Origin of the sequence: Citrobacter sp. FP75, from assembly GCF_018342065.1 — a bacterium.
Lineage (GTDB): Bacteria > Pseudomonadota > Gammaproteobacteria > Enterobacterales > Enterobacteriaceae > Citrobacter.
In genome coordinates, this window is record NZ_JAFDOE010000001.1 from 1,201,224 (window position 1) to 1,223,954 (window position 22,731).

General features: G+C 47.7%; 23 protein-coding genes and 2 pseudogenes. 20 read left to right on the plus strand and 5 right to left on the minus strand.

The genetic code is table 11. The features are described from left to right. Positions 1-281: 281 nt before the first annotated feature. The 3 genes from JQ822_RS05955 to JQ822_RS05965 all read right to left on the minus strand — a co-directional run bounded on the left by JQ822_RS05955 (position 282) and on the right by JQ822_RS05965 (position 4,048). Positions 282-494 carry a hypothetical protein gene (locus tag JQ822_RS05955; RefSeq protein WP_137367639.1) on the minus strand — a complete coding sequence of 71 codons (213 nt, stop codon included), beginning with the start codon at positions 492-494 and terminating at the stop codon, positions 282-284. Positions 495-1,172: 678 nt separating this feature from the next. Beyond that, positions 1,173-2,606 carry a protein kinase domain-containing protein gene (locus JQ822_RS05960; protein WP_213132662.1) on the minus strand — a complete coding sequence of 478 codons (1,434 nt, stop codon included), beginning with the start codon at positions 2,604-2,606 and terminating at the stop codon, positions 1,173-1,175. A 749-nt stretch (positions 2,607-3,355) separates the two neighbouring features. Continuing rightward, positions 3,356-4,048 (minus strand): helix-turn-helix domain-containing protein, encoded by a 693-nt coding sequence (locus tag JQ822_RS05965; protein ID WP_213132663.1) that lies wholly within the window; start codon positions 4,046-4,048, stop codon positions 3,356-3,358. 92 nt (positions 4,049-4,140) lie between these two features. On the opposite strand from JQ822_RS05965, the gene JQ822_RS05970 reads away from it, so the two are divergent. The 13 genes and pseudogenes from JQ822_RS05970 (at position 4,141) to JQ822_RS06025 (ending at position 13,624) form a co-directional block, all read left to right on the plus strand. Then, complete coding sequence (locus JQ822_RS05970) at positions 4,141-4,338, plus strand: Cro/CI family transcriptional regulator (protein ID WP_213132664.1); 198 nt, start codon at positions 4,141-4,143, stop codon at positions 4,336-4,338. Positions 4,339-4,379: 41 nt separating this feature from the next. Further along, complete coding sequence (locus tag JQ822_RS05975; protein WP_043016513.1) at positions 4,380-4,688, plus strand: hypothetical protein; 309 nt, start codon at positions 4,380-4,382, stop codon at positions 4,686-4,688. Then, the gene (locus JQ822_RS05980; protein ID WP_155269015.1) at positions 4,681-4,836 is read left to right on the plus strand and encodes a hypothetical protein; all 156 of its coding nucleotides are present in this window, start codon (positions 4,681-4,683) and stop codon (positions 4,834-4,836) included. Before JQ822_RS05975 ends, JQ822_RS05980 begins: the two co-directional genes overlap by 8 nt. A gap of 104 nt (positions 4,837-4,940) precedes the next feature. After that, positions 4,941-5,912 carry a replication protein 15 gene (locus JQ822_RS05985; RefSeq protein ID WP_213132665.1) on the plus strand — a complete coding sequence of 324 codons (972 nt, stop codon included), beginning with the start codon at positions 4,941-4,943 and terminating at the stop codon, positions 5,910-5,912. Beyond that, entirely contained in the window at positions 5,909-6,604 is a 696-nt protein-coding gene (locus JQ822_RS05990) for a replication protein P (protein WP_213132666.1), read from the plus strand. The genes JQ822_RS05985 and JQ822_RS05990 overlap by 4 nt, the downstream gene beginning before the upstream one ends. Positions 6,605-6,660: 56 nt before the next feature. Then, positions 6,661-7,560, plus strand: a pseudogene (rdgC, locus tag JQ822_RS05995) (recombination-associated protein RdgC); the annotation flags it as partial. After that, on the plus strand, positions 7,534-7,812 hold the full coding sequence (locus JQ822_RS24330) for a DNA translocase FtsK (RefSeq protein WP_244848796.1): 279 nt from the start codon (positions 7,534-7,536) through the stop codon (positions 7,810-7,812). The pseudogene rdgC and the gene JQ822_RS24330, both read left to right, overlap by 27 nt. Continuing rightward, positions 7,812-9,062: a DNA methyltransferase gene (locus JQ822_RS06000; RefSeq protein WP_213132668.1), complete on the plus strand. Its 1,251-nt coding sequence runs from the start codon at positions 7,812-7,814 to the stop codon at positions 9,060-9,062. The genes JQ822_RS24330 and JQ822_RS06000 overlap by 1 nt, the downstream gene beginning before the upstream one ends. Further along, the gene (locus tag JQ822_RS06005; protein WP_213132669.1) at positions 9,059-10,087 is read left to right on the plus strand and encodes a DUF968 domain-containing protein; all 1,029 of its coding nucleotides are present in this window, start codon (positions 9,059-9,061) and stop codon (positions 10,085-10,087) included. Before JQ822_RS06000 ends, JQ822_RS06005 begins: the two co-directional genes overlap by 4 nt. Positions 10,088-10,352: 265 nt before the next feature. Then, positions 10,353-11,480 (plus strand): hypothetical protein, encoded by a 1,128-nt coding sequence (locus tag JQ822_RS06010; RefSeq protein WP_213132670.1) that lies wholly within the window; start codon positions 10,353-10,355, stop codon positions 11,478-11,480. Positions 11,481-11,850: 370 nt separating this feature from the next. Continuing rightward, positions 11,851-12,179, plus strand: a pseudogene (locus tag JQ822_RS06015) (EmrE family multidrug efflux SMR transporter). Positions 12,180-12,340: 161 nt separating this feature from the next. Then, on the plus strand, positions 12,341-12,574 hold the full coding sequence (locus JQ822_RS24610; RefSeq protein ID WP_213132671.1) for a DUF968 domain-containing protein: 234 nt from the start codon (positions 12,341-12,343) through the stop codon (positions 12,572-12,574). Positions 12,575-12,646: 72 nt separating this feature from the next. Beyond that, a complete protein-coding gene (locus tag JQ822_RS06025; protein WP_213132672.1) occupies positions 12,647-13,624 on the plus strand; it encodes an HNH endonuclease in 978 nt (325 codons plus the stop codon). Between the two features lie 164 nt (positions 13,625-13,788). On the opposite strand, the gene JQ822_RS06030 is transcribed toward JQ822_RS06025, so the two are convergent. Both JQ822_RS06030 and JQ822_RS06035 read right to left on the minus strand, forming a co-directional pair. Then, positions 13,789-14,601 carry a hypothetical protein gene (locus JQ822_RS06030; RefSeq protein WP_213132673.1) on the minus strand — a complete coding sequence of 271 codons (813 nt, stop codon included), beginning with the start codon at positions 14,599-14,601 and terminating at the stop codon, positions 13,789-13,791. A gap of 437 nt (positions 14,602-15,038) precedes the next feature. Continuing rightward, on the minus strand, positions 15,039-15,254 hold the full coding sequence (locus JQ822_RS06035) for a transposase (protein WP_213132674.1): 216 nt from the start codon (positions 15,252-15,254) through the stop codon (positions 15,039-15,041). A gap of 280 nt (positions 15,255-15,534) precedes the next feature. Here JQ822_RS06035 and JQ822_RS06040 point away from each other — a divergent pair, with 280 nt between their 5' ends. The 7 genes from JQ822_RS06040 (at position 15,535) to JQ822_RS06070 (ending at position 22,662) form a co-directional block, all read left to right on the plus strand. Continuing rightward, positions 15,535-15,837: a hypothetical protein gene (locus JQ822_RS06040; RefSeq protein WP_213132675.1), complete on the plus strand. Its 303-nt coding sequence runs from the start codon at positions 15,535-15,537 to the stop codon at positions 15,835-15,837. 97 nt (positions 15,838-15,934) lie between these two features. Then, positions 15,935-16,687: a TIGR02642 family protein gene (locus JQ822_RS06045; protein WP_213132676.1), complete on the plus strand. Its 753-nt coding sequence runs from the start codon at positions 15,935-15,937 to the stop codon at positions 16,685-16,687. A gap of 102 nt (positions 16,688-16,789) precedes the next feature. Then, positions 16,790-17,140 carry a phage holin family protein gene (locus tag JQ822_RS06050; protein ID WP_213132677.1) on the plus strand — a complete coding sequence of 117 codons (351 nt, stop codon included), beginning with the start codon at positions 16,790-16,792 and terminating at the stop codon, positions 17,138-17,140. After that, positions 17,124-17,597, plus strand: a complete 474-nt coding sequence (locus JQ822_RS06055; RefSeq protein WP_213132678.1) for a glycoside hydrolase family protein — start codon at positions 17,124-17,126, stop codon at positions 17,595-17,597. The genes JQ822_RS06050 and JQ822_RS06055 overlap by 17 nt, the downstream gene beginning before the upstream one ends. A gap of 397 nt (positions 17,598-17,994) precedes the next feature. Further along, entirely contained in the window at positions 17,995-18,798 is an 804-nt protein-coding gene (locus JQ822_RS06060) for a terminase (RefSeq protein WP_213132679.1), read from the plus strand. After that, positions 18,779-20,527, plus strand: a complete 1,749-nt coding sequence (locus JQ822_RS06065) for a terminase (protein ID WP_213132680.1) — start codon at positions 18,779-18,781, stop codon at positions 20,525-20,527. The genes JQ822_RS06060 and JQ822_RS06065 overlap by 20 nt, the downstream gene beginning before the upstream one ends. Next, positions 20,524-22,662: a portal protein gene (locus tag JQ822_RS06070; protein ID WP_213132681.1), complete on the plus strand. Its 2,139-nt coding sequence runs from the start codon at positions 20,524-20,526 to the stop codon at positions 22,660-22,662. The genes JQ822_RS06065 and JQ822_RS06070 overlap by 4 nt, the downstream gene beginning before the upstream one ends. The last annotated feature ends 69 nt before the right edge of the window (positions 22,663-22,731 follow it).

Consider the following 22,731-nt stretch of genomic DNA (forward strand, 5'->3'; position numbering starts at 1 on the left):
CTTCAGGCGAGGTGGTACTCTTGCTGTCACCACAACAAGCGAGAGTAATTCGATGGAAGAACAACAAACTGGCGAGTGTCCGCTCTGTGATACTGGCGCGTCTTTCACCTTCACCGATCATGAAAACTACAAGCTTGTTCAGTGCCCTAAGTGCGGTATTTTTGAAATAAGCGTGGGGGCTGAAAGAACGCTGCGGGACAGGCATATGGAACAAAGGCTGGAATACGCTGAGTTATCCAGAAATGCGCCGAAGGGGCAGATGCTGGTTATCAAACTCAACGTTACAGTGGATGGAAATTTTCTTGTTTACGGATACGCTGCTCTTCGGTGAGCATTGAGTCTGGGATTTCACGAATTGAGACCATGTATCCGTTTTTATTGATCACTTTATTCAACGTCTGAAATACCTGCGTTGGCCATTCGTATACCAGTTCATTTATTTGCGACAACGTTTCAGGAGATGGTGATTCGTTTTCAGGATTGGATTTCGACATGTTGATTCCTCAAAAGTCCGGCATATTCAGATTCCGGACTTTTACGAGAGATGTACAGGTTAGAGTTCCAGCTGACGAATAATCTCGTCCAGCCGCGTATTGGCAGTAGCGACAGACGCCCCGAACCGGTGAATAACATCGGCCAGTGGAGAGAGTGGTTCATTCACTTCACTGGCGCCACTTACTTTAATTTCCGGGCAGGGTGTAACTACGTAACTACCGGGATCAAGCGGTCATGTAAATTGCTGATTCGCCCGTGAAGACTATCAAGCTGATCCCACACCTGATTGACCTTTACATCGATTACAGAACGCTTGGGTTCGGCACATACTGCCATGCCTGTTGTCCCGCTTTGTCCATTCATAGGGTGCTAACCTCTTTGTTGTGAGTATTGACGCTGTGCTGCGTCATGATTTTCAGACCTAACTTGAAAGCAAGGGGATATTCCGTGACTGCGCTGTCGCTGCCTTTCCAGCCATGTGCATCCAACAAACTACCCCTGGTTAATCTAATCGGATGTGGATGCCTGAAATTAATGAGAAATACTTTTAAAAACTTTATATAAACTATCTTGCATGGGTTAACTTACAATCATGTCACAACGTATCTTAGGCATGGTAAACAACCAACCAATGTAATCTTTCGGCTGGTTGTTTTTTATAAAATATAACTAAGGTGTTATTTTTGTTTTCTGAAGTGTTCTGCAGCTCTTTTTATTAATTTCCGAAAATCCTCTTCGCCTTGATTTTGCCAAGCATCATAGGTGCTTGAGGTGGCATTGTATTTTGATGCTTTACTAAAGAAAACAAAAGCACCTTTAATATATCGACTGATACTGCGTGCAGTTTCTGGAAGTGGTTGTTCATTATATTCACCCATTTCCCATGCTTCAGGGCCGACATATTCTGCTGGGCTTAGTTCAGTAAGATATTCATCAAAGTTACCATGTGAAAGATGTGATGTGATATTTGTAGGTTCAATTTCATCCGCCTCGAGCCAGAAGTAATTCCACTCTGGATCATGCCCAAATGATTCGAAACAGAGTTTTTTAGGTTTAAGAATTTCGGCACATTGATCACTGATCCGCAATTCCATAAATCCATGCTCTCCAGCAGATGCAACATCAGTCAAGTCATTCCCACCTCCACTAGGATAAAACATGTGGTTAAGAGATTTTCTAACGGCTATTAACTTGAGGACACGTATAATGCTATCTAGATCGTACCATTCTGTATGACTCGGGGTACCTACAGGAAATAATATATTCTGAACCTCCAGCCACTCAGTAAGATTTCTCTTTTTAAAGTCTCTATTTAGTTCAATCCACTCTAGGATTTTTTGTTTGAACTCCTTGATGCTCGGTCTTTTAGAAGGCAAATTATCTGTCGCACTTTGGAGAAGATTTTCAAGCGGTGTCAAATAGCTATTGTTTTCATAATTCGAAAGAGAAATTACGCTACCTTTAACATATTGTCCGTCAAAGCCTAAAGGTGTTTTGGTTAGGGCAATCCATAGCGACTTGGCCAAGGAATAAACATCTGCTGAACTACCTTCAGATTTGTATGCTTCTCTTCGCATTTCGGGGGCCATGGTAAACTTGGCTCCAACGTCTCTTCTCTCAGGTGTTAATTGAGGGCTTTCAGGAAATTTCACCAGTCCGAAATCAGTTAAAAAAACTCTATCCTGATAATACAAGAAATTCTCAGGTTTAATATCCCTGTGGAAAATGTTATTATTATGTAGGTTCTCTATAGTTTCTATTAGTGGTATGAATAAGGTGACTATTTCAAGAAAATCTTTCTCTTGAATAACTTCGGTAAAAGGTATCGCAAGTGGCATTGTATACCAAGGCTTGCTATCTTGAGTTTTCTCTGGCAAGTTATACTGAATGATAGGCATAACTCCATCAATACCACATTCAGTCACGATTTTTATTTCATTTTTGAATCTATTATATGTATCATCGCGAACAGTACGAAGAACCTTTAATGCAACTCTTTCAGATGTTTCTTTATTTTCAATGAGTGTAACATCTCCGTTACCACCTTGCCCCAGTATATCAACTGTAAAATAACCTTCTACAGGGCATTTGGGTAATCCTTTTGCTGTCATAATAATTTCCTAAAAGTAATTAATGATTCATTATACAGTCTTCATTGATTACGTGGTCTAGATCATTAACCGCATTTCGTAATCCGGCGCGGTTTCTCCGTTAACGTGGGAAGGCCGTGATCCCCTTACTTGCACATTAGGCCAACACATCCCGGAGGACCACCTCCGGGATTATCGTACTGTCAGCACCCTGGCATGTGCCAGACCAGCAACCCATTCGGGCTGTTAGTTCTATTGACCTGTCCACGTTGTTAAAGAGCAAGGGCCTTCGCCTTGGTTTTATTGTTGCACTTTTAGGAAAATAAAAACAATACCAAAAGTGCAAATTTAGTGTTCAATAAAATCATCGTATTGAAAAATATAAGAAAATAGTTAAAGGACAGGGTATATGGAGAGATGCTTACTGGTGAATGAAGCTCCCTGGAGGGCTTTACGTAGTCCTTCAGTAAGCAAGGTTCCTAGCTTTTCGGGATCTGAAGAGTGACAGATAATTTCGATGCAACTGCCTTTCGCTGAATCATAAAGAGCAGTTCTGATAAGATAACGATCATTTAAATCTTTCAATATCAACATGTTATACCTCCATGCAAGCCAAATCTTATTCTAAGATGGTGTCAGAAAATTGTTTGACTAAAATGGTGGGGAATTACTCCATATTTATCATATAAAACAAGGAATTACAGAGTATTGCGGGGAGCTAAATGTGACAAAGTACGCAGCAAAAACCTAACTGGGTAAAATCACAGTGTTTAGTTTGAGGCTGCTGGAATGAATCTTTCCGGGCTCACAATTGCTGAAATTGGGTAAATAGCACGGATATTATCCTTATACAGCATGGAAGGGCGATTAGAAGTGTAGTCAGATACGGTGTAACCGGCACCAGAGTCCAGCATCAACATAGTTATTAGTGGCTGGTTTTCGCCATGAAGTAAAACATAGACATCATCACCCGGTTGGCATGTTCTTCCCGGTTCAACGACTAAAAACTCCCCTGATTTGACCCGCGGCCATAGTTTGGTACCAATAATCTGCACGCCGAAAGAGGAAAGTTGCGAGTTGTCCAGTCGTAGATAGCCGCCCAAAGGCTCAGTGCAAACCTTACCATCGTCGGTGATGACCTTCAGACGTACAGGCACCCGCTCCTGAAGCTGAGTTTCTGTAAGAGACAATTGTAGCGATTGAGATTGTTGTCTGAGTTCTTTATCAAGTGAGGGGCTGATGTCTGACACATCAACTTGAAGAAGCTTAGCCAGTGCAGATACGGCCTTTGTATTCAGTGAATTACGGCCATAGAAGTAATGCCCCAAGGCAGAAAGGCTGATATCCATCTCATCAGCAATTCTCTGCATTGTGAGGTCAAGACTTTTTTTCTTTGCTTCGTAGATGCTTTTCAGTCTCTCAGCATCAGCAATTTGTTCTGAAGTTAATTTTTTCTTCTGCATCCAGTCATTTTATACCATTGGTACATTTGTTTAATGCATTTTAGGTGTTGTCATATTTGCACTAAAAATGTAGTCTTTCGAATGGAGGACCTATGAAAAAAACAGCGCTAAAAGATCTGGTGAGTAAACATGGTGAACTTAGTCGGGTTGCCAGAGGATTGAATATCCAGCCATCGGCAGTACAGAAGGCGGTTAACTCTGGCCGAGATATCACCATTATCGAATACAAGAACGGGAAAATGGTCGGGTCCGAAGCTCGTCCTTTTCCGGTGCCTAAACACGTCCGCTGACCACGGGCATTTTCAACCTTAAACAAATACACGAGATAACCATGACCAAATCCATTCTTGAACGTCTGCCACAACGTCGTAATCGCGGTGTAACCCCGGATGACATGCGCACCGAAGACATGCGCTGTCGCGTTACTCCGGCTCGTCGGGTTGCAGTTGATGCCGTGGCCCGTAAATGCCGGGATCACGGCGTTTCTCATAAGTCTGACGTAATGAACCTGGCACTGGAGAACCTGGTTTATCAGATGACCAGTTGCGATCCGGAACTTGCCGAAGAAATCCGCCGCGCGCTTAAAGCCGAGGCACTTCCAACCGATCACTCATGGCTTGCTGGTGGAGAAGATGAATAACAATGCCCGTTCTCTCGAAATTGCCCGTCAGGTGCTTATCCGGCAGGCCCGTGCTGCTGGTGGAGAGCCAGCTGTTCAGGCGCTGCTTGATCGCCTGACTGCAAACTATTCGCTTATCCGGAACAACGGTAGCGATAAAAAACACTAAGCGTGCCGGGCTTTCACCGGCACCGTGCTGCGACCAACAGCACTCGGTTAGCAATTGAATGGTAACTCTGTCCCTTTCTGCGAGAAGGGACAGTAGGGCGAACTATGAGCCGAATATTCGATATTGTTCAGTCACTGACTGGGCAGAAAAACAATCTGGTTGTACCCAGGCAGTTTCTGCGCTTCTTTGCCGGAGACCAGCAGGCCTATCAGCTTGCGGCAATTCTGAACCAGATCATCTTCTGGTCCGGGCATTCAACCCGTGACGACGGCTGGTTTTATAAAACTCATGAAGAACTGGGAGAGGAGGTCGAACTCAGCTCCGATCAGGTTCGTCGTGTCGTCGATAAATTATCAAAGGCCTACCTGGCCGGTATTCTCAGTACGGCGAACAAGCGCACGGCCAACGGCGATAAGGTCAAACATTACCACCTTGATGGTGACGCTCTTATCGAAAAACTGTTCCCGGCCACGCCGTGTCCGGAGGAGAAAAAAGAGCCTGATTCGCCAGACGGGAATGGCGAAGCCGCCGAACCGGAACCGCATAACCGCCAGTCCGGAATGGCGGAAGCGCCGCTCCCTGGGTCTGGCGAAGTCGCCGTTCCTATTCTCTATACAGATCAATACACAGATCTAAACATACAGATCTTAAATTATCGTCCGCGCACAATTTCTGAGCAGACGAAGCGGTTTCTTGAACGCCATCCTGATGCTGTCGACGGGGTCTATACCGCCGGTGGTCGCTCATGGGGCAACCAGGACGATGTCGTCGCTGCGGCGTATGTGTTTAAGCGAGCGCTCAACATCAACGCATCCCTCGGCGAACCAAACTGGATTGAGTGGGCAAACGACATTCGCCTGCTGCGCAATGCCAGAAACGTCACGCACAAACAGGTCTGCGAGGTGTTCCGCTGGGCCAACAAACATCATTTCTGGAGCACCAACATCCTCAGCCCGTCCGGACTACGCCGCAAATGGGACAACCTTGTTGCACAGATGGGATGCCGATCAGTTGGCACCGGTTCCGGCGGCCTCGACTGGGATAACACTGACTGGGCTGAAGGAGTACTGGGATGAAAGACCTGATGCAGGCAATACAGAACCGTGACGGCAGGGCGCTCAGCCGACTGGCCAGTGGCGCGCCTCAGCATACCCAGCGTGAAGAGCAGGCCGCTCTGATATTCAACGACCTGTTTCGCCAGTTACGCGCCACTTTCCCGGCTCTCAACACACACGTCAAAACTCAGGATGACCTCGATGAATTTCGTCGAACCTGGATGCTAGCATTTGCCGAAAACAGGATCACCACCATGGCACAGGTGAACGCTGGAATGCAGATTGCTCGCCAGCAGGAAACGCCGTGGATCCCGTCGCCGGGCCAGTTTGTTGCCTGGTGCAGGGAAGGGAGTCTGCGGATAGCCGGTCTGCCTTCTGACGAGGAACTGGTCGAGATTGTCCGGGACTACTGTCGCCAGCGTGGGTATTTGTCCTCTCCGGAGGAGTATGACTGGAAGCACCCGGCGCACTACTGGATGGTTACTGCATTGTATAGCTGTCTGAGGGCCAACAACTGGACTGAGAAAGAATTGCTGGAAGCTGCGCGCCGGGAACTGACCACCATGGCTGAGAAAATCCGTCGTGGAGAACCGATCCCCAAGCCGATTCTGGTACTCACTGAAAAACCGCGCCCGGCATTGTCGCGTGAAGAGGGTTTAAAACGCATCACAGAGATTCGCAATAAGTTCGGCCTGACCAGACGAACGAAGTAACACGAGAAACCGCGCCTGACCAGCGCATTTGAAACCAACAAAACATGAGGTTAGCAATGTTTAATCTGAAGAACCTGCGGTTATACCGCTTAAACCGCGACGTTAAATTTGATACTGACTCGTTGCAGGAAAAACTCCGGGCTATGGCCTTCACACCATGTGGCAGTCAGGATCAGGCAAAAACAGGCTGGGTGCCGCCGCTGGGCAACCATGCAGAACTGCTGTTCCATGTCTGCAATGGTCATATCCTGCTTGCGCGCCGCCGGGAAGAGAAATTACTGCCCGCCGAAATTATCCGAAAAGAGCTAACCGCTAAGGTCGAGAAGCTGGAAAACGAGCAGGGCCGGAACCTCAAGAATGCCGAGAAAGCCAGCCTCAAGGATGAGGTGCTGCACACTTTGCTACCGCGCGCATTCACGCGCCAGTCTGATCTCTGGATCTGGATTGACACCAGCAGCAGCCTGATTGCTGTCGACAGTGCCTCAGCCAAAAAAGCCGAAGATGCGCTGGCGTTGCTGCGCAAAACACTCGGTAGCCTGCCGGTTGTACCGCTGACCATGGAAACACCGATTGAACTGACTCTGACGGGCTGGCTGAAACTTGGTAAGGCACCATTTACGTTTGAGCTGGGAGAGTCTGCCGTTCTGCAGGCGGTGCTGGAAGGTGGTGGGAAGGTCACCTGCAAAAAACAGGATCTGAACAGCGATGAAATAGCCGGCCATCTGTCAGCCGGAAAAGTGGTCACACGTCTTGAACTGGACTGGCACGAGCAAATCCATTTCACGCTTTCGGATGACTTCGGCCTGACAGGTATCAAATACGCTGACCAGCTTCTGGAACAGAACTGTGACCACGAAGATGCTGCTGCACGCTTTGATGCGGACGTAATGCTGTTCACCCATGCCCTGACACGTTTGATCGCCGAACTGATGGAGTGTCTGGGTGGAGAAGTGAAGAAACAGTCCTTCGATGAATTTGAGAACGAAAGTGAACCTGAAGGAAACTGGCAGGATCCACTGTTTACTGACGCTGCACGTTTTGTCCTGGATACCGCGCGTCCGACAATATCCGCTATCCAGCGTCAGTTCCGCATTGGCTACAACCGCGCCGCGCGGCTCATTGAGGCAATGGAGGCTAAAGGATTGCTGTCTACACCGAAACATGATGGCAGCCGCTCTATAGTCGCTGGTGCGGAGGTAATTTGCTGATGGCCTATCAGATTCACACCGGACGCTGTGAAGACGTTCTGAAGACACTACCAGCTGATTCCGTCGATGCATTGGTTACCGATGCCCCTTATGGTCTGACCGACGATCTGGACAAAAATACCCTGAAAGAAGTGCTGCTTCACTGGCTGAATGGTGAAGAATACACCCATAAGGGCGGCAGCTTCATGGGTAAAAAGTGGGACAGTTTTGTGCCGTCACCGGCGATCTTCGAAGAGGCGTTACGGGTACTTAAGCCGGGTGCCTGGTGTGCTGTATTTGCCGGAAGCCGCACGCAGGATCTGATGACACTGTCGCTGCGCCTGGCAGGCTTTGATGTGAAAGATGTCGGTATGTGGCTGTACGGCACTGGCTTCCCTAAATCACTGAATATCGCAAAAGCGATTCGCGCGGCGTTGGGCACTGATGCGCCGGAGTGGGCTGATTTTGGTACCGCGCTGAAGCCAGCATATGAGCCATTCATCCTGTGCCGGAAACCGCTTTCAGGTACGTATGTCCAGAACATCGTGAATTATGGTGTTGGGGTGCTGAATATTGGCGCCTGTCGCATTTCCACTGAGGAGTCATTGGCTGGTGGCGCGGGAGCGCTTCTGTCCGATGTTCGTGATGGTAGTTTGCCTGAGGGGATCGAATGGATTCCGGCTGCTGGTGGGCGATGGCCAGCCAACATTCTGCATGATGGCAGTGACGAAGTGGTGAACCTGTTTCCCGCACAGGCTGGCGCGGCTGCGCCGGTCAAGGGTACGGAACCCTCTGCCGCTGGCGATGGTATGGTTTACGGTCTGCGTGCTCGCGTCAAAACATATTTCCACGGCGACCAGGGAAGTGCAGCACGCTTTTTCTACTGCGCAAAAGTTTCCAAAAATGAGCGTGATATTGGTATGGAACGCTTTGTACCGGTCACGGCCAGCGATATGACTGGCGGGCGCAAAGAGGGCAGCGTGGGAATAAACGATCCGCGCGCTGGCGCCGGGCGTACTGCCGGGGCGAAAAATCCGCATCCTACCGTAAAACCCCTTTCCCTGATGCAGTACGTTTGCCGTCTGGTTACGCCGCCCGGCGGCACTATCCTTGATATGTTCATGGGATCAGGCAGTACAGGCTGCGCAGCAGTGGGCTCAGAGTTCGGGTTTATCGGTATCGAGATGAATCCGGACGATTGCGTCACCGCAGCGGCACGTATTGGTTATGTCTATAAACAACGGGAATGCTCCGATGGGGTCAGAGTATGAGAGCCTTACTTAACCCCATCATCATTCGCGAATTGGATCTGGTAATTGTGCGACCGGGTCGGTCACTGATGGGATTGTTTTACGGCCCAATCATCATTGAGCCCGCAGGCGAAAAGGAGGCCGGGCGTAAGCCCGGTTTACTGCCGGAAGCGCAGCCATTACTGTCGGATCCCGCATATTCCTCATTCTGGATGAATCCTGAAGTGCTGCGCGCCGCTGGTGACTCAGTCCAGAGCTGGGTCGGAAAGTTTAACGTCTGCCAGTGGAACGATGGTGCAGATGAATACCATCACCCGGAACTTACCACGGCCAAGTACGAGCATTCAGGCCTTTGCCTGTGCTGGCATCATGACCGCGTGCTGGTGGACCAGCCTCTGGCACTGGTTGAGAAAGTTGCGCGGCAAAATGCGGCGCAATACATTCTTGAATCAGTTCGCTCGCATTTTCGGTACCCCGATCATCACATCGTTACTATCAGTGACCTGGGGTGCTGGGCGTTGGTGAAACGTGTTGCTAGTCTCCTCCCTGACACAGTTATTCGTAAGTTGCTGTGCATGCCTTCAGCTGAGCCAATTAAGCCTGTCTACCGCGAGAGCGAACTGGTAATACACCCGCCAGATCCACTAGCAATAATTACAACTGCCGCCGAGGAAGCGCCTGTATTGGCCATCACCGTCGATGCTGACGCGCCAGCGCAGTACATGCGCCGTCCGAAAATTCCTCGTTGGGAATGTCAGGTGTACACTGATTGGGTCAAAATACAGGCGTGCTGCGGTTGCGGTGCGCCGGGAGACGATCCGCACCATCTTATTGGTCACGGGTTCGGCGGTATCGGCATGAAAGCAGGGGATTTCCACGTTATGCCCATGTGCCGTATTTGCCACCGGGATCTGCATGACAATGTAGCTATATGGGAGAGTCAACACGGTAGTCAACTGGAACATATTTTCCGGTTACAGCACCGTGCACTGGGGCTGGGTGTGATTGTGGCAGGCAGCGAAATGGTAGGTAAGTTGCTCAAGTAAGGTTTGTGTCAAATGGGAGCAACGATAACCTAATAACCTTTTAGTCGTTGAAGGAGGAATCAATGCGGCCGTAGACTTCTGGCTTGACCACCTCTTTTTAGTGACCTCAGTTATGTTCTTTGAATGAGGTGAAAAGAGCCAGAATTCCTCACCTTTTGATCCTATTTTTTCTAGTTTTTAGCGATATTAACTGGAATATAGATAAAAATTGACATATGGTTATTTAGCTTAGCTACTAATCACTATTTTTATAAATGGATGTTCTGTGAAAAAAAATATTACAGTAACTATTGATTCAAACTCGTTTCCCAACGGTCAAGTTCAGTACTATAATCCGCTTCTTAAAGTTAACAAAATCGATGTGAATTGCATGCTAATTCATACCGCTTTGTGGACTCGTCCCCCCAAGCTTACTGGTTTTCATTTGTCTGACTTCTGGGCTTGGCTAAGATATTTCCCTGCCTTTTCGAAAACTTCAACTGACTTGCGACTTCGTAAAGAATGGAAAGACATAGATCCCCACCAAAAAACCATCTTAAGTGATGAAATAGGTGTTGGCTCAACCACGTTTACATTAATTGATACTCTAGGTTTTCAAGGGTTTATAGATGCAATTTATGTATTAGAGACATTGAATCTTACTCATCTTCTTTTAAAGAAATCTAAAAATGGTAAAGGTAAAACCCCTGACTATATTGGCTTGGATAATTTTGGTAGAGTTGTCGCTCTTGAATGTAAAGGTACGCAGAATAAAATAAAAGATTTACACAAAGCTATAACAAAGGGGGTGGATCAAAAGGAGAACTTGACAAAAAATCCGGCAGGTCAAATTAAAATAGGTCTGGTTGGTGGGGTTTTTATTCCGCAGTTTGACAATCCTGAAAGTGCACTAATACACTTCCGAGACCCTGACTGGAATGAATTTAACAAAATTATTTCAGAAGTCAATCCTCAGGATCTTACTAAAGCAATCATTAGAGGGGCGGTGATTAAACAATTATATCTCGCTGGTGCAAACAATTCAGCTAATGAGTTGTCAAATTATGTTAAAGGAAGCAATTTTGAATTTTCCCTTCAATCTATTAAGGAATTAAAGTCCTTTGAACGGGGAAGCGTGGTATTCAGTCACAGATTAAAACATCCAGCTGAAGGTGGGATCTCACATATAAAATTTAGTGCTAAAATAGAAAAAAATATTTTTGATATCGTGCAAAAAATAACCTCAAGTTACACTGATGTATCTGTGTTAATTAATCAGTTCAGTGTCACAGAGGAAAATTTTAACCGACGGCATGATGATCATTCATGGAGCGCCTATGAGAGTGAAGATAGTGGGATGATCGTATCCCCACAAGGATTTAACTTTAAATTAAGTTATAAAACAAATAACTAGTTACTGCATTAAACTGAACTTATTTCATAAAGATTAATGAGATAAGTGTGTTGTAGAGCCGGCGTACTTACCCCTCCGTCTATAAAAACCTAATTAATATCTTAAAGGCATGTTTGATGGAGGGGGAAAGCTTTAGAAAAATCATGTGTCATAGGGGAATAATTCCGTGCTAATTAATTTTGCTATGTAAATTAAGTCATCAACTGTAACGAAGAATTATTCTGTAATTCTGCTCCTCACTCATAGAGGACCTCGTAGCTCTTCTGTCAGCCCTCTGCATGCCATGAAGAGTAGTAGTTAGGTTTGTGTTAAAACTCACCAACCCCTTGTGATACGATGGTTGCTTTAGATTGTCACATGGGGGCAGATTTTGAATTCATACGTTTTCCTTGCTGGGGCTATTGTAGCTGAAGTCATCGGTACAACCCTGATGAAGTTCTCTGACGGATTTACACGCCTATGGCTATCTGTAGCAACCATTGTGTATTACTGCTCTGCTTTCTTCTTGCCTAGACGCTGTCGACCATTCCAACTGGTATTGCGTACGCAATTTGGTCAGGTGCTGGAATCGTATTAATCAGCCTTTTGGGCTGGTTGGTAAGTGGGCAAAAGCTTGATTTCCCGGCCATCGCAGGCATGATCCTTATCTGCGCTGGGGTTCTTGTTATAAATATTTTTTCAAAATCCTCTCCACATTAATTTTCTTGAAAGAGAGTCGGATATCTGGCGCGCTTAGGTGGTTTCTTCGATTAAAGATGCTGTCCACAAATTCATTTAACTTATACCCGATTTTCGCCTTTGCCAGACGGTCAACGCGACCGTTTAAGAGGCCTCGGTATAATGACTGAGTAAAAACTCAGGTGTGCCGCAGTAGCGGTGTTCCAGGCGATGACCCGTACCACATTGTTGGCCATGGGTTTGGGGGGATACGAACAGAAGCAGGGCATTTCTACGTAATGCTTCTGAGTCGTGTTTGCCATAATGAACTGCACAACAATGCCGCTTTTGGGGAGCAGAAACACGGTAGTCAGTTTGAGTTCGTACTGTGGATACAACATCGTGCGCTAGGGCCGGGGGAGCTAAAACTAAAGTGATGCATTACTTGTTCTCATGACTGTATTATTGTTTTATGATTCATCTGCCACTTTTCTCATGGAATCAAACGGATGAACCAGAAAGCATGGTCTTTTAAAGCAGTAGGTCAGGATGATCTTCGGTACTTTGGTAATAATGGTTATCACGATGACTCGACTAGTTTTTACAGATATGACAATTTTGTTCCAAACCATAAGCAAGTCAAAAAGGGAGATATTGTCATAGTAACTGACAGAAAAAATGTCCTGGGTATATCAGTCATAGATAATCTAATATCGGCTCCGTACATTAAAATTCGTAACCGATGCCCACATGAAAACTGCGCACCAGCAAAGTTAATCCATCGTAAATCTAAAAAACCAGAGTGGCGCTGCAGCAATGGTCATGAATTTAATCATCCTAAAGTAGAAGAAGTCTCTGCGTTAGAATTTAAAGCTGACTATAAAAAACATTACAAACCAATTAGTTCCGTCTCTATAACAGAATTAATATCTCACACACCACGCTACAACGTTCAGAGTTCAATTCAGGAAATCGACTTTGAATGGGCAAAAAATCTGTTTGGCGGCATCGTTCAGTTGGACCCTACTGAAGCGGACTGTGATGATACTCTTCTCGATGCTGATGATCAGCGAAAGGCTGTTTTGCGACATATTAAGCAACGGCGCGGTCAAAAAGCATTTCGTGACAGTTTGATAGCCCAAACCGCTAAATGCGCTGTAAGTGGCTGCGAAATTGTTGATATCCTCGAAGCCGCACATATCACTGCATACAAAAATGATACACACAATCATGTAAGCAATGGACTATTATTGCGTTGTGACATGCATACGCTTTACGATCTGGAACTATTTGCTATCGATCCGGATTCATTCATTATTTACTTTGCTTCACAGATCCAAGATAAAGAATATACGCGGTATCATGGGAAAAAATTACAAGTAACGTATAAAATTAATCGTGGAGCACTTGTGGAAAGATGGGAAAGGTTTATTGAAAAGAATGAGTTAGTTGAAGACGTACCGATGAGTATGGCCATTCAGATTTAGACGCTGTTACATATGGGGATTACATTTCATTAAACATTCTCTATGTTCAAAGTCTGTTCCTGACTCTGAGTCGATTACCATAACTCATGGTCACAATTCCGTTAAGGTACAGATCTTAATTATCTGTACCTATCAATGTCATTCTGACGATTTTACCGGAGATATTAACCACCCATTGATTGTGCTGCTTTTTTAAGCAAATTTTTGCGACATCGATAACTGACTAGTAACAACACAAATGACAAGATTGCGCTGGCTATTTTACGATATATTTCATTTTTTTCTGAATAACTCTCATAAGCATCAGCAAGTGCACTATATGTTCTGGAAAGACGCTGTACGGATGTGAAATATGACACCATTATATTATCACATATCTCAGATTGAGAATTTTCAGATTGAGAAATATTGCGCATTATCACCCGAGTTTGCGCAACTAAAGCATCAGACAGTTTATCCTCAGATGGAGCGGACAGTACTGAAACCAGTGCCAGATAATCTTTAGCTGCATTTTTATTACACTCCGCCAACTGAGGAAAAATTTTATGCAACTCATCAGCCGTTATTTTAACTGACTTGCGAATTTCCGGAGTAAGACTCATATACCAGTTAACATATTTTAACTCTTCAAAGGGTTTTAGCATACCGATGATAATTGGTTTTTCGGCCAACCAAAAATCCAAATAACGCGATTCTGAAATGCTTACCTTTAGTGCAATTTGTGCAGTTTCAGCGAATGTATGCTTACGGGATGTCAATTCCTTCCTCATTTCATCCCGTTGTTTTTGATACTCATCACGTAAATTAATAAACAACTGCGTATGTTCAATGACGATATTTTCATAATAACCTGGTGGCGTTACAGGAATGGATTTTAAGCTTAACCATCCAAAATTAAATAATCCGACGCATATCATGAGTAATACTGCTACTATTTCGTATTTATTGCGCCTGACAATCTGAAAAAATACTATCATCAATACTTTTCTCTTATTAAACTTATTTGTATGTGCGGCTCTTCATTCAACCTCTTTCGTAATCTCTACTACTAGCTTCACTCTGGGGCTGTTAGTTTCTCACTGTGTACCTCGCTTGAATAAGTGTATGTTCTGTTCTCTTGAGAACTACATCGCACAATACAAAAAACTTCCGCTTCAGGAGCCGGGGTGACGTTGAAGTAATCTGTATTCAAACTGGCTAAGGAGTCAGCCTTGATATGGGCTGACTCATTTTAGAAATGATAACTATTTCTGGCTCGAACGACACTCTCTGCACCAGCTTTGATTTGTCGCGCCAGAAGGTATTGTTCTGAAGCCGAAGAGAACCTGTAGCTCGCTAGCCGTGTGTGCTGTAGTCTGTTTACAATTTGGACATGTATGTGGAAGATTTACTGTTCCTACCATTTTGAGCTCCTTTAGATTTCACCGCGTTCTTTGAGAATCTTCATTGCGACACTTTTTTCACGATCGCTGGCTGAACTGAAGAATCCCTCTGACTTGATCAGCTGTTTCAAATCTGCACTGTTTTTACCTTCAAGACGCATTTTAATAGCCTGCAACTCATTTACTTGAGCTTCTAGTGCGCTAGCTACGCCTTTTATGATTTTTCCTGTGACGTTCCAAAATCCCACGTTTATTTCTCCATTTTTTCATCTGGTTCTTCTCGAACCAGAACATGCTGAAAAGTTTGCGATTCACTCGAGAAAACTTAATTATCGGCATGTGCCCCATAAACCTGAGAAATCAATTTTTAACAATTTATGAGAAGGGAAACAATCTTGGTGGAGGCTTACTTACAGTGATTTTTACCCAGTGTATCTTGGAGAAGATTTTGTTACGGATGCGGTGCTGCTTACGGGGTTGTATAGGGGTATATTCTTTGCCACTAATATTTTTATACGACGATAAAATATGATTAATTTGGCGTATTATGTGAATGCTATTAAAAACGGAAAGGAAGTAATTTGCATTCAAGAACAGTGGGTGCAGGATGATTTGGCTGAAGTTGAAACTATCGCCATGGAATGGCTTCATGATAGCGGTGTGGTAATCCGATGCACTAATGAACTTGAAGCTACACAACATCCCAATAATGTTTGCCCTGAATGTCGGATTTGTTGGGAAGTGATAGATGCGGCAGGGCAGGAAATCAGGCCAATGAAGAAGAATTTTCATAATGTTTGTCAGGAGTCATTCTGGTTGAATATGAATTGACAGCCTGTACTGCATTTCACTTTTTGCAACACTGAAAGCAATTACTCCTGTTTATGAGATAATTATCGCGACCAATGCAGGTTAGCGAGAAATCATAATGAGCATAGAAACGGCTATCAAAATCTTCGATCCCCGGACAGCTAAGCTGGAACCGCGAGGTGGTAAGTCGTCCATCCACTGGGATGATATTGCGGCAATGCTGGCAACACTGGAGCGTGAAAACCCAGTGGGTTATCAGATGATAATGGTGAATTACAGGGATGATAAGCAGCAGGAGCGCGCGTTGCGTGACAATGTCACAAAGTGGGCGAAAGCTTTCTGCTCTAAAAGCCAGTTAGCTCACAGACCGCTGGTTGAAGGGATGTGCCAGACGGTTGTCGACCTCCAGTTTCATCGGCCACTGAGCAGTCAGCATCGATCTCTTCAGCACCTGCATCGCCTGTATGGTCCGTATGCTCAGCGTGAAACTACACGTATGAAGAAGCTGAAAAAAATGCTCAGTAAAGAGCTGCGTGCTGACCGAATTAGTTACCTCGAAGATCAAATTTCAGCAGCCAGGCAGAATATTAATAACTGGGTAGTAGCCCATGCGCAGGCATCCACTCATTGCCCGCGCTGCCGTGGGACTGGAATCATTAACCAGCCTCAGCATGGCATTTGCCCCGTCTGCAATGGCGATCGACATATCGCCCCGACGCACCGGGAAATCTTGCGTCATATCAGTAGCAATACAGGCCAGGTCGAAATGTACTGGTTTGTGATGGACGAATGCCGCTGGTGGTTATCGGCCAGTGCCAGTGCAGCGACAACGCGGCTCTATGAACTATTTGAAATGAATCGCGATGGTTGACACAAAACGGTGTCAGGATGAAAATCCCAACAATAGCTGTATCTCTCATAACCCGCCTCGTGCGGGTTTTTTTGTGCCCGCTTCCGGGCAAGGAAAACACAAATGGTCGAAAAAGAACCCGGTATTCTCGGCTGGATCGCATCTCTGGCACCATGGGCAGTCGGGCATGCCTACGCAACCTGGGGAAGTATCACTGCCTTCCTCGCTGCGTTGTGGTCGAGTCTGAAAGATGGGCGGGGATGGTTGTCATCTTTGTTCGGCGGCGTGTTAGCTGTTCTGATAACACTCAGCGTTCTGGCGGCGATGAGAAAAAGTGGGCTTCACGAAGAGTGGATGCCTCTTGTGGGCCTGGTTGTTGGCTTCGTAGGTGCTGACAGGATCCGCGCGGCAGTTCTGGATGCGTGGGAATTACGTAAAAATAAACTGGTGAAAAACAATGAATCAGAAAAGTGAAATTATACCGCTACTGCGGCAAGAAGAAGGTGTCCGATATTCGCCGTACATTGACAGTCTTGGTTTTCCGTCGACAGGCGTGGGTTTTAAGCTCGGTCCTTCAGGTGCGCCACTTTCACACTACACATTTACGCTGGACGACGACACTATTGACGCATGGCTCTACAGTTACGTTGATGCAACTCATGAGGCAATGACTGATAACGATGACATTGCTCAGGCCTTAACTCATTGTAATCAGCCGCGGGAGGATATTCTGACCAGCATGGGTTATCAGATGGGAGTCTCGGGTCTGGCGGGTTTCCATCACATGCTTTCAGCGATCGTTGACGAAGACTGGGATGAAGTTGCAGCCCAGATGATGGACAGTACATGGGCCAAACAGACGCCGGAACGTGCCAGCCGTCATGCTGAAGTAATGCGTAATGGCCAGTGGTCACCAACCTATGATTTTTGATTTATAAAATGCTGATAATTGATGTCTCGCTACGTTAAAAACAGCATAAATTATCTGATTTTCATCTACTTCCCGAGGGTTGTATTTTCAAACCCAGCATAAAACTCTGTTAGGAATTCTCATGAAATCGACAATCGTCTTAACTGGCGTGACATTGTGCTGCCTGTTGTTGTCCGGTTGCTCTGGTGCCAGAGTTGTGGAAACCACCACGTCCGCGGGTACAACGCTGTCTACAGTCAGGGTTTCTGGCGGTACTGAGCTTACCTTTAATCAACAATCCGGCTTACTGTGCATTGATGCAACCGGAAGCAGTGCTTGCTCCCGTCCTATTCAAGAATAGAAGTAGTTACTCCAGAGCGTCGCGTGCGGCGCTCGATAGTGATTACTGGATGTTGATATGGCGAAAACTGACTGGAAAAAGCTGGAGCAGGAGTTTCAGCGTGCTCATGCTAAATCTGGCATCAAATTGCAGGACTGGTGTGAACAGAAAGGTATCAGTTACGCCACTGCCCGCCGCCACATCAAAATGCGCAGAAGTGCGCAATCTGATGCGCAAAAGAAAGTGCGCAAAACTGCGCAGTCTGTTTCTGAGGAATCCGGTGCGGATGCTGGAGAGGACGAAGATGCGCACAGTACTGATGACGATGAAAATTGCGCAGATCGGCCAGAAACGAAACGGATTCGCGGAGCCCGATCTTTGGCCCCAACAAATGCATTCCAGGAGCGCAATACCGCCGCTGTAAAACATCGGGGTTACGCAAAGTATCTGGACGCAGATAGCCTGATGGATGACGCCAGCGAGATGGCGCTCATTGATGAACTGGTGTTCACTCGCGCGCGGGCGCTTTCCGTCACCAGCACAATGAAACGCATGTTCTCCGATATGGAGGAGGCAGAGACTGTAGAACTCCGCGTCGAACTGTACGGCAAGATACTCCAGGCTGAACAGGCACTGGACCGGAATATCGGTCGTATTGAGTCCATTGAACGCACGCTCAGTACACTGGACGTGTATGCCGCAACCACACCGAAAATCATCGCTGATACAGCGCGTATCAAAGCGGCTACCGCCAAACTTAAAGCCGAGACTGACATCCTCACCAGCAATAAGCGGGGCGTGACCACGCCAATGACGTTGATCATTGCTGACCTGCAGGCTATGCACAACTCCGGACGGATAAATGACTTCCCGGAAGAGTGAGCCGCAATATTGCGAACCGGACCTGATCGGTATGTCAGAGGAAGAGAAGCGTCTCTTTATCCTGACAAAGCTCAGTAACCCGTGGTGGCGTCTCAACAACCTGTACCAGATTCAGGATGAGAAAGGGATTCTTGTCACGTTCCGCATGCGACCGGCGCAGCGCCGTCTGTTCCGGAACATGCACAACAAAAACACCATTCTGAAAGCGCGCCAGCTTGGTTTCTCCACCAGCATCGATATCTATCTTCTGGACCAGGCGCTGTTCACGCCAAACCTTAAGTGCGGGATCGTCGCACAGGATAAACAGGCGGCAGGCGAGATATTCCGTACCAAAATAGCCGTGCCGTTCGATAACCTGCCGGGATGGTTGCGGGCCTGCTTCTCTGTCGTCGAGCGCCGCAGCGGGGCGAATGGTGGCTTCATCCTGTTCGGGAACGGCTCAAGTATCGGCGTGGCCACGTCATTCCGTTCCGGTACCGTCCAGCGACTGCATATATCCGAGCATGGGAAAATATGCGCGAAGTATCCTGCAAAAGCGAAGGAGTTGCGCACCGGTACGCTTAACGCCGTGGCGGACGAGTGCATCATCTTTATCGAATCCACCGCCGAAGGTGTTGGCGGGGATTATCACGGCATCTGTACGGCGGCAATTGAACTGGAGCAGGCAGGCATTGAGCTTACTGCTCAGGATTTTAAGTTTCACTTCTATCCCTGGTATGACGATCCGAAATATCAGGCCTCCGTACCTGCAGGCGGTCTGCGTCTCAGTAAGTACCACCAGAAGTATTTTGCCGCCGTTGAGCAGCGCATGGGTATCACGCTGACCGACTCGCAGAAGCAATGGTACATCGGCAAGGAGCGGACGCAGGGCGAAGAGATGAAACAGGAGTTTCCGTCCACGCCGGAAGAAGCGTTCCTGACGTCCGGGCGTCGGGTATTCGACGCGATAGCAACCATGCGCGCCGGTGGCCGGTGCATCACGCCGCTGATTGTCTACGACATGGACCCGGTTACCGGGAAAAAGTTGAAAGTACAGGCATTGCGCGGCGGCAACAAAGAGGAACTCCAGCGCACGCTGATGAATCACCTGCTGGTCTGGGAACTGCCGGACCCGGATGATGATTATGCGATCGGCGCAGATATCGCAGAAGGGCTGGAGCATGGTGACCGCTCATCGTTTGACGTGGTGAAGAAGAGCACCGGCGAGCAGGTGGCGCATTGGTACGGGCATCTGGACGCGGAACTGTTTGCCATGCTGCTGGCCCACGCCGGGCGCCTGTACAGCGGCATTGTCCGACAGGGTGAACATGAAACTCAGATCCCGGCGTACATCGGACCGGAACGAAACAACCACGGTCACGCAGTTATTCAGAAACTCCGTGAGATTTACCCCACCAGCAGGATCTACACCGAAGAGTATATCGACCGGGACAACGACGACGAAACGGCAAAGCTGGGCTGGCTGACCACCAAACAGAGTAAGCCCATCGCCATCGAGGGCATGAAAACCCTGCTACGCGAAGACTGCGACGGGATCCGCTGGCTGGGAACCATCACCGAAATGTCCTCATACGTTTATGACAAGAAAGGTTCGATGAACGCGCAGGAAGGCTGCTTTGACGATCAGGTCATGAGCTACTGCATTGCTCAGGAAATGCGGGCACGTATGCCTGCACGCCCGGTTACCGTCTACAACGACACCAGACCACAGCACTGGATGACACAATGAAACTTATCGAAATCAGCAAGAACCGCCAGCATCGCGGACAGTTCACACAGACGCAGTTACTTAATCTCATGGGCGATATCGACGGTCAGCCGGACTGGCGTACCGACGCAAACCGGTGCTGTGCCTATTATGACGGCGATCAGATACCCCCGCAGGTGGCCGCTGTGCTGGAAGAGCGGGGGCAGCCGGTTGAATGTCAGAACCTGATAGCTCCGGCTATTGACTCCGTGCTGGGTACCGAGGCGAAGACGAGGTCAGACCTTCGGGTTGAGGCCAGCTATGAAAACGACGACATGGAGAAGCTGGCGGAAGCGCTTAACGCTGAGTTTTATACCGTGTGTCAGGAGATGCGCATTGATCGCGTCCGTTCTGATGCCTATGCCGGGCAGATTAAAGCGGGACTGTCATGGGTGGAGGTTCGTCGCAACCCCGACGTTACCGGGCCGCGCTATATTGCGGAGCAGATTAACCGCAACGAAGTTGACTGGGACTGGCTGAGTAAAAAGCCCGATCTGCGTGATGCGCGCTGGGTGCGCCGCCGTCGCTGGATTGACCTGGATGAAGCTGTGATGTTGTTCCCGCAGCGGGCCGAGACGCTGAAGAATGCCGTCGGTACATGGGACACTTTCGACGACATTGAGCGCATTGATGGTGATGACGTCGATCTGCGTAGTGGCTGGGAAGAACGGCAGACATGGAGCCGCAACGAAGCAGAGTATCTCAGTACCAGTCGCGACCGCATCATGCTATATGTGATCTATTACCGCGTCTATGAACGTATCCCGATGCTGGCACTGCCGACCGGCAAGATGGTGGAGTACGATAAAAATAACGTTGCTCATGCCGTAGCGGTCGCCAGCGGGCGGGTTAAGGTTGAGATGCGTCTGGTCTCGTTTATCCGGGAATCGTGGTGGGCAGGGCCGTATCATCTGGGCGATCGTCCGTGTGATGCGCCGCAGGGGATGTTCCCGCTGGTACCTTTCTGGGGATTTCGTAAAGACCAGAGCGGTATTCCCTACGGCCTGGTGTCGCGAATGATCAGCGCGCAGAACAGCTACAACTTCCGACATCTGAAGGTTACCTGGTTATTACAGGCGTCGCAGGTCATCATGGATAGCGATGCCACAAACATGACCGCAGAGCAGGTGCGCAAAGAGGCGAACCGGCCGGACGGTGTGTTTGTCCTCAATGCCGATCGTAAGAACAAAACCAAAGCAGCGGATGCGCTACAGATTAACCGGGACAGCAGTGTCAGCGCTCAGCAGATGCAGGTTATGGAATATGACCGCCAGAATATTCAGGACTGCGCCGGGATCTATTCCAGCTATATGGGGCAGGACACCAGTGGTGTGGTTTCGGGAATAGCGGTCAGTAACCTGGTCGAGCAAAGTTCAACTACACTGGCCGAGATCAATGATAACTATACGATGGCCTGTAATGCGCTGGGTGAACTGGTGCTGAATTATCTGCTGGAAGACCTGAAGCAGAAGACCAGCTATACCATCGTGGTGAACAGGAAGGACAAACGACGCCGCAAAGTGGTGACCATCAATACGCCGGGTGATGATGGCAAGATAACCAACGATATCAGCCGCCTCGATGCACGTATTGTTCTGGCCCCGATCGACTCTACGCCAGCGTACCGTGCCCAGCTTGCAGATCGCCTCATCGGTATCATCCAGAAACTGCCGCCGCAGGCTCAGTCTGCCGTTATCGATCTGGTGCTGGAACTGGTGGAAATCCCGAACAAGGATGAGTTTATCGACCGCGTCAGCCGCGCGCTGGGAACGCAGGATCCGCAGTACATGACCGACGAAGAGAAACAGGCAGCCCAGCAGCAGGCGAAGCTCAATGAGGTTGCTCAGGTGCTCCAATTCAAACAGCAGATAGCGGAGATCCAGAATAAGGATGCAGATACCGAAAGCAAGCAGGCCAGCGCGAACAAGTCTCAGGCCTCAGCCGATGGGCAGAGGTATTCTGACGGGTTAACCATGGCCCAGACCGGGCAGATTATGCAGCAGATGGAATTGACCCAGCAGACGATTACGCAGCAGGGGGCGCAGATACAGCAATTGCAGCAATTGATTATAGATTTAGTGGAGAAAAAACACCCAGCAGTTGGGGTGGAAATTTAATTATGTGAGTTATATCCATTCAGCTAACATTTTTCCCACTATTATGAAATTAGGAGATTTTTCAATTAG

What these genes read in the sequence shown, in the direction of transcription:
- JQ822_RS06055 (WP_213132678.1), top strand. Translation starts at nt 17,124, where the DNA reads ATGAATCAGAAAAGTGAAATTATACCGCTACTGCGGCAAGAAGAAGGT.
- JQ822_RS05955 (WP_137367639.1), bottom strand. Translation starts at nt 494, where the DNA reads ATGTCGAAATCCAATCCTGAAAACGAATCACCATCTCCTGAAACGTTG.
- JQ822_RS05985 (WP_213132665.1), top strand. Translation starts at nt 4,941, where the DNA reads ATGAGCCGAATATTCGATATTGTTCAGTCACTGACTGGGCAGAAAAAC.
- JQ822_RS06025 (WP_213132672.1), top strand. Translation starts at nt 12,647, where the DNA reads ATGAACCAGAAAGCATGGTCTTTTAAAGCAGTAGGTCAGGATGATCTT.
- JQ822_RS24330 (WP_244848796.1), top strand. Translation starts at nt 7,534, where the DNA reads ATGGAGTGTCTGGGTGGAGAAGTGAAGAAACAGTCCTTCGATGAATTT.
- JQ822_RS06060 (WP_213132679.1), top strand. Translation starts at nt 17,995, where the DNA reads ATGGCGAAAACTGACTGGAAAAAGCTGGAGCAGGAGTTTCAGCGTGCT.
- JQ822_RS06030 (WP_213132673.1), bottom strand. Translation starts at nt 14,601, where the DNA reads ATGATAGTATTTTTTCAGATTGTCAGGCGCAATAAATACGAAATAGTA.
- JQ822_RS05980 (WP_155269015.1), top strand. Translation starts at nt 4,681, where the DNA reads ATGAATAACAATGCCCGTTCTCTCGAAATTGCCCGTCAGGTGCTTATC.
- JQ822_RS06065 (WP_213132680.1), top strand. Translation starts at nt 18,779, where the DNA reads ATGACTTCCCGGAAGAGTGAGCCGCAATATTGCGAACCGGACCTGATC.
- JQ822_RS06050 (WP_213132677.1), top strand. Translation starts at nt 16,790, where the DNA reads ATGGTCGAAAAAGAACCCGGTATTCTCGGCTGGATCGCATCTCTGGCA.
- JQ822_RS06000 (WP_213132668.1), top strand. Translation starts at nt 7,812, where the DNA reads ATGGCCTATCAGATTCACACCGGACGCTGTGAAGACGTTCTGAAGACA.
- JQ822_RS05960 (WP_213132662.1), bottom strand. Translation starts at nt 2,606, where the DNA reads ATGACAGCAAAAGGATTACCCAAATGCCCTGTAGAAGGTTATTTTACA.
- JQ822_RS06045 (WP_213132676.1), top strand. Translation starts at nt 15,935, where the DNA reads ATGAGCATAGAAACGGCTATCAAAATCTTCGATCCCCGGACAGCTAAG.
- JQ822_RS05965 (WP_213132663.1), bottom strand. Translation starts at nt 4,048, where the DNA reads ATGCAGAAGAAAAAATTAACTTCAGAACAAATTGCTGATGCTGAGAGA.
- JQ822_RS05970 (WP_213132664.1), top strand. Translation starts at nt 4,141, where the DNA reads ATGAAAAAAACAGCGCTAAAAGATCTGGTGAGTAAACATGGTGAACTT.
- JQ822_RS05975 (WP_043016513.1), top strand. Translation starts at nt 4,380, where the DNA reads ATGACCAAATCCATTCTTGAACGTCTGCCACAACGTCGTAATCGCGGT.
- JQ822_RS06070 (WP_213132681.1), top strand. Translation starts at nt 20,524, where the DNA reads ATGAAACTTATCGAAATCAGCAAGAACCGCCAGCATCGCGGACAGTTC.
- JQ822_RS06040 (WP_213132675.1), top strand. Translation starts at nt 15,535, where the DNA reads ATGATTAATTTGGCGTATTATGTGAATGCTATTAAAAACGGAAAGGAA.
- JQ822_RS06005 (WP_213132669.1), top strand. Translation starts at nt 9,059, where the DNA reads ATGAGAGCCTTACTTAACCCCATCATCATTCGCGAATTGGATCTGGTA.
- JQ822_RS05990 (WP_213132666.1), top strand. Translation starts at nt 5,909, where the DNA reads ATGAAAGACCTGATGCAGGCAATACAGAACCGTGACGGCAGGGCGCTC.